Source organism: Corynebacterium sp. Marseille-Q4381, assembly GCF_036881695.1.
GTDB lineage: Bacteria > Actinomycetota > Actinomycetes > Mycobacteriales > Mycobacteriaceae > Corynebacterium.
Genome location: NZ_JBAJNR010000006.1, coordinates 177,977 through 185,787 on the forward strand (window position 1 = coordinate 177,977; position 7,811 = coordinate 185,787).

Sequence of the window (7,811 nt, forward strand, 5' to 3'; positions counted from 1 at the left end):
ATATAACAGCCGCTGCAATCAGCGACCAAATCCCGCCGTGACTAGGAATTCTTCAGCGTGGTGACCCACGCCTCGCGGTCGCCGAGATCCTCTGCGTCCTTGCCGTCGATCCACACGCGCGGGGTCCACGCCTCGCCGGTCTCGTCCTCCTGCAGCTTCAGGTTGGCCGCGCCGACTTCCTTCGCCTTCTCGATGAACGCGCCCTCGCGTATGTCGCTGACAGCATCCTCCGAGGCGCCGTAGTCCGCAGCCAGATCCGCCAGGTCGTCGTTCGAGTACTTCGCGGTGGCCTGCTGGTTCACGTACAGGAAGTCGCGCAGGCTGAACGCCTGGTCCATGTCGCCGCGGCTGATCAGCGCCAGCATCGCCGCCAGCGAGCGGGTGGAGTGGCCCTCAATACCGCGGTCCTGGAACTCCATCATGTGCAGGTCCACGTTGATGTCGCCGGCCTTGAGCGCCTCAACCATCTCTGCGTCGGTCTGCTTGTGCAGCTCTGCGCAGTAGCCGCAGGAGAAATCTTCGAACAGCTGACCGGTCGGCGCATCCGGGTTAGCGCCGACCAGGTGGATGACGTTGTCGTCCTCTGCCCACTCGACGTTGATGCCGCTCATGTCGATCATGCCTTCGCGGACGGCGTTAGCACGCTGGCTCTTGCCGTTGGACACAATCAGGCCGATTACCAGAGCGGCGATCGCGATCACGGCGACAATCGCCCAAATGAACGCGTTGCCACCCTTCTGGTTCGGGTTCTGCACTTTGCGCGTAGTCACAGCTACATCTCCTCGACGGTAAACAGGGTTAATGTGATGGGTCAGTCTACGGGTAGACCGCAAACTTCTTAAATGGTCGGTACATCATGAATGCAGTTACTGCCAGCAGGAACACATCGCGCCAGATGGCTTGCATTATGTCCCCGTGCTGCGGCTCGCGCTGGTTGGGGTCGAAACACCCGCAGTCAATCACCATGCCGCGGGCGTGCACAGACCACAAGCCCATGATGAACATAATGAGCACCACCATGGAGACCCCGCCAGCCCAGCGGATCTTGATGCCGAGCAGCAACAACAACCCGCCTGCCAGCTCCAGCGGGCCGATGAAGTTTGCCAAGATGTCGGACCAGTACGGGGTGAAGACCTCGTACGCCTCAATCTTCTGGAACACCTCGAGGTGGTTGCCGATTTTGGTGTAGCCGGCGTAGATCCACACGGCCGCAAGTCCGAAACGGGCCGCGGCGGCGGCGAAGTCGAGCACCCGCGTCATGGGAGCGGGCGCAGTTTGTACAGGTGAGCTCACAGGTGTTGACACTAGCCCACCGCGCGCCGGCAATGGTGCGACGAACGATGTGTTCAGCGTTACTTTCCAAGCACCCCGTTCACAATCGCTGCGGCTTCTTCCTGCACCTGCTTGAGGTGCTCCTCGCCCTTGAACGACTCGGCGTAGATCTTGTACTTGTCCTCGGTGCCGGACGGGCGCGCCGCGAACCAGGCGTTTTCGGTGGTGACCTTCAGCCCGCCGATCGCTGCGCCGTTGCCCGGGGCCTCAGTCAGCTTCGCGGTAATCTCCTCGCCCGCGAGCGTGGTCGCCGGCACCTGATCCGGCGACAGCGCCTTCAACGCGGCCTTCTGCTCGCGGTCGGCGGCAGCGTCGATGCGCGCGTACGCCGGAGCACCGTACTTCTGCTCGAGCTCGGCGTAGCGCTGCGACGGGGTCTTTCCCGTTACCGCGGTGATCTCGGCAGCGAGCAGGTCGAGGATGAGGCCGTCCTTGTCGGTCGACCACACCGTGCCGTCCTTGCGCAGGAACGACGCGCCTGCGGACTCCTCACCGCCGAAGCCGATGGTGCCGCTGACCAGGCCGGGGACGAACCACTTGAAGCCGACCGGCACCTCAACCAGCTTTCGGCCGAGCGCTTTCACCACCCGATCGATCATCGACGACGAGACCAGGGTCTTGCCCACCGCCGTATCCTGACCCCACCCATCGCGGTGGCTGAACAGGTACTCGATGGCCACGGCCAGGTAGTGGTTCGGGTTCATCAGCCCCGCGTCAGGGGTAACGATACCGTGGCGGTCTGCGTCGGCGTCGTTGCCGGTGGCGATGTCGTACTTGTCGCGGTTGCGCACCAGGCTCGCCATGGAGTTCGGCGAGGAGCAGTCCATGCGAATCTTGCCGTCTGTGTCCAGCGTCATGAACCGCCAGGTCGCGTCCACCTCCGGGTTGACCACGGTCAGGTTCAGCCCGTAGTGGTCCGCGATCGCGCCCCAGTAGTCCACGGACGCCCCGCCCATCGGGTCTGCGCCGATTGCTAGGCCGGAGCGCTTGATCGCCTCAGTGTCAACGACGTGGTCGAGGTCGGAGACGTACGCGCCCTTGAAGTCGAACGCGCTCGCGCGCTCGTCGCGCACGCCGCTCACGCTTACCCGGCGCACGCCCTCGAGGCTGGCCGCAAGGTAGTCGTTCGCCTTCGCCGCGATCCAGTCGGTCGCGTCGGTGCCGGCAGGACCGCCGCTTGGCGGGTTGTACTTGAAGCCGCCGTCGCGCGGCGGGTTGTGGGACGGGGTAATCACGATGCCGTCGGCGCGCTTCGCGTCCGTGCCGGTCACCCCGCCGCCGAACTTGGCGTTGTGCCGCAAGATGGCGTGGGAGACCGCAGGCGTCGGCGTGTAGCGGCCGTCCGCGTCCACCATCACCTCAATGCCGTTAGCGATCAGCACCTCGAGCGCAGAAATCATCGCTGGCTCGCTCAGCGCGTGCGTGTCGCGGCCGATGAACACCGGTCCGCCAATGTTGTGGTTGCGGCGGTAGTCCACGATCGCCTGCGTAGTGGCCAGAATGTGCGCCTCGTTGAACGCGTTGTCCAGCGCCGAACCGCGGTGGCCCGAGGTGCCGAACGCGACTTGCTGCGCTGGGTCGGACGCGTCAATGTCGCGGGTGTAGTACGCGGTGACCAGCTCCGCGATGTCGATGAGGTCCTCGGGTCGGGCGGGCTGACCCGCGCGGTCGTGTGCCATGATGCGCTCCTTGCGGTGGCTGGTGGTTTCGGCGGACGCTTACAACCCCACTTTTACCCAAGTTGGCAGCTTCGCGTTCGGGTTTGGGCGGGAGCGGCCAATAGACTCGACTCCCGTGCGCACTGACTCTCTTCACACCGGCATCGCGGTCGGACTTGGCGCAGCCCTCGGCGCGCTCGCGCGGTACGCGCTGACCTTACTCACCACCGACGGATCGCCGCAGGCCGCGGTCTTGGTCCTGGCGATCAACATGGCCGGGTGCTTCGCCATGGGGCGTTTCAAGCCCGGGCCATTCTGGGGCATGGGCTTTCTCGGGGGCTTCACCACGTACTCCGCGGTCGCCCTCGGCGCGCTCGACTTTTCGCTTGCCGGCGCGACAATCTTCATCCTGGTCACCTTCACCGCGTGCGTGGCGTCCTGGTTGGCCGGCGACGCCGCCTCGGGAGGTGCCCGCCGTGGCTAATCTCAGCTTGTTCGCCTGGGTCTTCATCGGCGCCTTCTTCGGCGGGCTGGCGCGCTGGGCCCTGTCGCACATCCCGGCCCCGAGGGTGGGCACGTTCACCGCCAACATCGTCGCGTGCGCCGTGCTCGGCTTCACCTTAGTGTTCCCCGCGCCGTGGCAAGCGGGACTCGGCGCCGGGTTCGCGGGTGCACTTTCCACCTGGTCAACACTGGCGAAGGAGTGCGGCGAGCTGTACAAGCGCCGCCAGTGGGGCAAGCTGGCCAAATACGCCAGCTTCACCGCCGCGATGGGCATCGCAGCCGCTGGCTGGGGCGTGATGATCAGCCGCCGGGGAATGTGGGGCTAACCAGCCGGCGGCCTAGTCCGCGATCGCGTCGAGCGGAGGCGTCTTCGAAGCCCGGTGCGCCGGCCAGAGCGCGGCAACAACACCCACGGCCACGCTGCCGGCAAGCATCAGCCACACCAGGTTCCACGGCACGACGATGGTGTCGAGGCCTTGGTTGGCGAGCACGGTGAGGAACGTCCACCCGAGGGCCAGGCCTAAGACAACGCCCAACACCGCGCCAAAGAACGCCATCTGCACCGATTCTAAGATGATCATGGTGCGCACCTGCCTGCGGTGCGTGCCGACGGCGCGCAACATCCCAATTTCTTGGCGGCGTTCGATCACCGACAGCGTCAGGGTGTTCACGATTCCCAGCACCGCAATCACCACAGCCAGCGACAACAGCGCGTACAGGATGAACAGCATCTGGTCGATGAGGCCCAGCACTTCTCCAGAGATATCGTCCTTCGACTGCACCTGCACAACAATGTCGTGGCGCACCTCGTCCTCGAGGTTGCCGCGCAGTTGATCGGTCGAGACCGTGCCGTCGCCGCTGACACCCATCATGATGATTCGGGCGCTGCCGGGGACGATCTGATTCGCGACGTCGGCACTGACCACCACCGAAGTGAGGATGGAAGAGTTCTCGAAGATGCCCCCAACGGTCGCTTCCACCTTCACCGGGGAGGCACCAGGCGCCGCGACAGTGACGCTGTCGCCCACCGACCAGCCGCGTTCTTCCGCCCAGTCGCGCGGGGCGATGACCACGTCGCCGGCCAGCGATGACGACCCGTCCACCATATCCATCGAAATCAAGTCTCCCGGGTCGCCGAAGAGGACCGACGTCGTGCCGAAGGGGCCGAACTGCGCTGAGTACTCCCCGTCGACCTGAATTTGGGCCTCCGTGTAGGCGGCGACGGCGCCAACCCCGTCGACGGCGGGGATGCGGGACATCAGGGCGCTATCAAGCGGAAAAGCCCCGAACGCCGGCCCGGAAAGCACGTACTCCGCGCTGACCTCGTTGTCTGCGACGCTGTCCACCGAATACTTCATCGACGCGCCGAACATGCCGATCAAGTTGACCAGTGCAATGCCAAGCATCAGCGCGAAGGCAGTTGCGGAGGTGCGGCGCGGGTTGCGGCTGGTGTTGGTGGAAGCTAGCTTGCCGACGGCACCAAACGGCGCACCTATTACCCTTCCGACAGGCGGAACGATCGGAAGACTCATCGCGGGACCCGCCAAGAAGATGCCGGCGATAACCAGCACCGCCGCCGCGCCGACCAATAATGCGCGCTGGGCCGTGCGGCCGTCCTCCCACCCGAGTGCTGCAGCGCCGGCAGCGACTGCAGCGGCGATGAGCAGCGCGCCGATCACTGTGCGCGTCTTCAGCGGCTGGGGCGCGGCGGATTCGCTGGCCCGCATCGCCGCGACCGGCTGCACCCGTCCTGCTTGGCGAGCCGGCGCCCACGCCGACAGCAGCGTCACAACAACGCCGGTGACGATCGGCACCACCACCGCGTCGAGCGACAACCCGAGCCCGCCCGCCGGCAGCGCCATGCCGTTTTGGCCCATACCCCACTTGATGGCGGCGACCATGCCGACGCCGGCAAGCACACCGAGAGCGGAACCGATGAGACCGACGACGAACGCTTCCGCGATGACGGATCTGGTCACTTGACGCTTTGATGCGCCCAGAGCGCGCAGCAGCGCGAACTCCTTGGTCCGCTGCGCAACGATCATGGAGAACGTGTTTGCAATCAAAAATGTGCCCACGAGCAGGCCCACGAGGCCGAACGCGATGAGGAAGTAGGACACGAAGCTCAACGCCTCGCGCACTGATTCGCTGGCTTCCTCTGCTGCTTCCTCCCCAGGACGTATGGTGAGCTCCGGGTGCTGCTGCGCGAGCTGCTCGCGCAGCGTCTCCGGGTCCGTGATCCCGTCAGTGCTGATCAAAAGCGCTGTGACGTACCCCGGTGTCATGTATGCGTCGAGGTAGTCCTGCGCCGGCAACAGGAACTTCATTGAAGTCTCCTGGGTCAGTTCGTCATCGTAGAAACCCACGATGGTGAATGTCCGCCGGTCCTTGGTATCAACCGCGATAACCTCTTGGCCCAGCTCGAGACCGTAGAACGCGGCGCCGTTGCCGTTGACGATGGCCTCGATCGGTTCACCGCCGCTATTGTGCGGCTCGCGGCCGTCGGTAATCTCCGGCACCGGGCCGACCGCCTCGGTCTCTGGGTAGTACAGCCCGCCAGCCGACATCCCTTGCCGGGTCTGGTACGCCTCCTCGTCCGTGTTCGCCACGACGAGCACCTTCGAGTCAGTCACGTTAACGTTTCTTACGCCCTCGGCACCGCGGATCGCGTTCGCGTCCTCCTCCGTGATGCCGCCTTCACCGTCAGCGGGTTCCACCACCACATCGGCGCCCTCGTAGCGCGTGGAAACGGCTGAGTCGAACGTGCGCTCCAGCATGTTCGTGAACATCATGGAACCCGCGATGAACGCGGTGCCGAGCACCACCGCCAACACCGTGAGCGCAAGCCGCAACTTGTGCGCACCAATGTTTCGCAGCGAGACCTTCGTCATCGCCCGTGAACCCACCGCCATTACTGTTCGATCCCCGACATCACGCGGAGAATTGCGTCCATCGACGGTTCATAGAGCTCGTCAACGATCTGCCCGTCCCGGAGGAAGACGACCCTGTCGGCGTACGACGCGGCACGCGCGTCATGCGTGACGATGACGACGGTTTGCCCATCGTGGTCAACCGCGTGCCTCAAGATGCTCAGCACCTCGCTACCCGCGTTTGAATCGAGGTTGCCCGTCGGCTCGTCGCCGAAGATGATCTCGGGCTTGCTCACCAGCGCGCGGGCGCACGCCACACGCTGCTGCTGACCTCCGGAAAGCTCACTTGGCCGGTGCGCCAGCCGCTGATCAAGACCCAACCTGGTCGTGATCTCGTCGAACCACGCCTTGTCAATCTTCTTACCCGCGATATCTGTCGGCAGCGTGATGTTCTCAGCCGCGTTCAACGTGGGTACCAGGTTGAACGATTGAAAGATGAACCCGAGGCGATCGCGCCGGAGCTCCGTCAGCTGCGCGTCGTTGAGTGAGGACAACGCCGTACCGCCGATGTACGCCTCGCCAGAGGTAAACGAATCCAGCCCTGCCATCGTGTGCATGAGCGTCGATTTGCCGGACCCAGACGGCCCCATGATCGCAGTGAACGCGCCGCGCGCGAACTCCACATTCACCCCAGCCAGTGCCGACACCTCAGTATCGCCCTGCCCGTAAGTTTTGACTAGATCCACGGCCTTCGCTGCTGCTTCCACCGTGACTACGCTACCCCACCAGTGATTCGAGCCCGCGGTCGTGCGCCTCGGGTAGCTGCTCGCTGTCAGGCGCTAGGTGATAGCGGGTATCTCGGCGACAGTTGTGTGTTTCCGCAGGTCGCGTTGCGCGGTCGTGGGAGTTACCCGCTATCAGTGGTTGTGGCCTGTAGCTCCCAAGGTTTCAGTGTGTCAACGACAGGGGGTTTTGCACCTACCGATGAGGCTGTTTGTCGTCGGGAGCTACAGGGCGCGGCGCGTGCGTCGCCCGTGTCACTGCCGCCTATGTGCCGGGAGCGCCCCGATATGTCAGTGCAGTCGGCGCCTTGTAGCTCCCAAAGTTCCGTGGTGTCAGCGACCTGGGGTTTTGTGGGCCGGTTTGAGGCTGTTTCTCGTTGGGAGCTACAGGACGCAGGCTGTGACGATGCCCGAGTTGCCCGGCGTGCCAGCGGTGCGGCCTTTAAGGGGGGCGGATCGTTTGACGCTGCTCGGGTTTGTGTGCGGGCATAGTAAAGCACCCGATCTACCGGTTGTGGCCGGTGGATCGGGTGCTTCGGTATTTTGTTGTTGTTTTGTTGTTGTTGGGTCGGCGGTAACCTACTCTCCCACACCCTCCCGGGTGCAGTACCATCGGCGCGGGCGGGCTTAGCTTCCGGGTTCGGAATGGGTCCGGGCGTTTCCCC

The 7,811-nt window shown here is 64.5% G+C and carries 7 protein-coding genes and 1 rRNA gene; 2 read left to right on the forward strand and 6 right to left on the reverse strand.

Going from position 1 to position 7,811, the window contains the following annotated elements; all coding sequences use genetic code 11:
- Positions 1–41: 41 nt before the first annotated feature.
- The 3 genes from V6D40_RS07000 to pgm all read right to left on the reverse strand — a co-directional run bounded on the left by V6D40_RS07000 (position 42) and on the right by pgm (position 3,011).
- A complete protein-coding gene (locus tag V6D40_RS07000; protein WP_334289640.1) occupies positions 42–770 on the reverse strand; it encodes a thioredoxin domain-containing protein in 729 nt (242 codons plus the stop codon).
- 46 nt (positions 771–816) lie between these two features.
- A complete protein-coding gene (locus V6D40_RS07005; protein WP_334289641.1) occupies positions 817–1,260 on the reverse strand; it encodes a MauE/DoxX family redox-associated membrane protein in 444 nt (147 codons plus the stop codon).
- A 92-nt stretch (positions 1,261–1,352) separates the two neighbouring features.
- Positions 1,353–3,011 (reverse strand): phosphoglucomutase (alpha-D-glucose-1,6-bisphosphate-dependent), encoded by a 1,659-nt coding sequence (pgm, locus tag V6D40_RS07010; RefSeq protein ID WP_334289642.1) that lies wholly within the window; start codon positions 3,009–3,011, stop codon positions 1,353–1,355.
- A gap of 115 nt (positions 3,012–3,126) precedes the next feature.
- Between pgm and V6D40_RS07015 the strand changes: the two genes are divergently transcribed.
- Together V6D40_RS07015 and V6D40_RS07020 are read left to right on the forward strand one after the other, a co-directional pair.
- Positions 3,127–3,474, forward strand: a complete 348-nt coding sequence (locus V6D40_RS07015) for a fluoride efflux transporter family protein (RefSeq protein WP_334289643.1) — start codon at positions 3,127–3,129, stop codon at positions 3,472–3,474.
- Complete coding sequence (locus V6D40_RS07020; protein WP_334289644.1) at positions 3,467–3,820, forward strand: FluC/FEX family fluoride channel; 354 nt, start codon at positions 3,467–3,469, stop codon at positions 3,818–3,820. Before V6D40_RS07015 ends, V6D40_RS07020 begins: the two co-directional genes overlap by 8 nt.
- A gap of 12 nt (positions 3,821–3,832) precedes the next feature.
- Here the strand turns inward: V6D40_RS07020 and V6D40_RS07025 are convergent, their stop codons facing one another.
- The 3 genes from V6D40_RS07025 to rrf form a co-directional block, all read right to left on the reverse strand.
- A complete protein-coding gene (locus V6D40_RS07025) occupies positions 3,833–6,406 on the reverse strand; it encodes an ABC transporter permease (protein ID WP_334289645.1) in 2,574 nt (857 codons plus the stop codon).
- On the reverse strand, positions 6,406–7,131 hold the full coding sequence (locus V6D40_RS07030; RefSeq protein ID WP_334289646.1) for an ABC transporter ATP-binding protein: 726 nt from the start codon (positions 7,129–7,131) through the stop codon (positions 6,406–6,408). The genes V6D40_RS07025 and V6D40_RS07030 overlap by 1 nt, the downstream gene beginning before the upstream one ends.
- 581 nt (positions 7,132–7,712) lie before the next feature.
- Positions 7,713–7,811, reverse strand: a 5S ribosomal RNA gene (gene rrf / locus V6D40_RS07035); the annotation flags it as partial.

Coding starts and splice junctions, on each gene's coding strand:
- V6D40_RS07005 (WP_334289641.1), bottom strand. CDS start 1,260: ATGACGCGGGTGCTCGACTTCGCCGCCGCCGCGGCCCGTTTCGGACTT.
- pgm (WP_334289642.1), bottom strand. CDS start 3,011: ATGGCACACGACCGCGCGGGTCAGCCCGCCCGACCCGAGGACCTCATC.
- V6D40_RS07025 (WP_334289645.1), bottom strand. CDS start 6,406: ATGGCGGTGGGTTCACGGGCGATGACGAAGGTCTCGCTGCGAAACATT.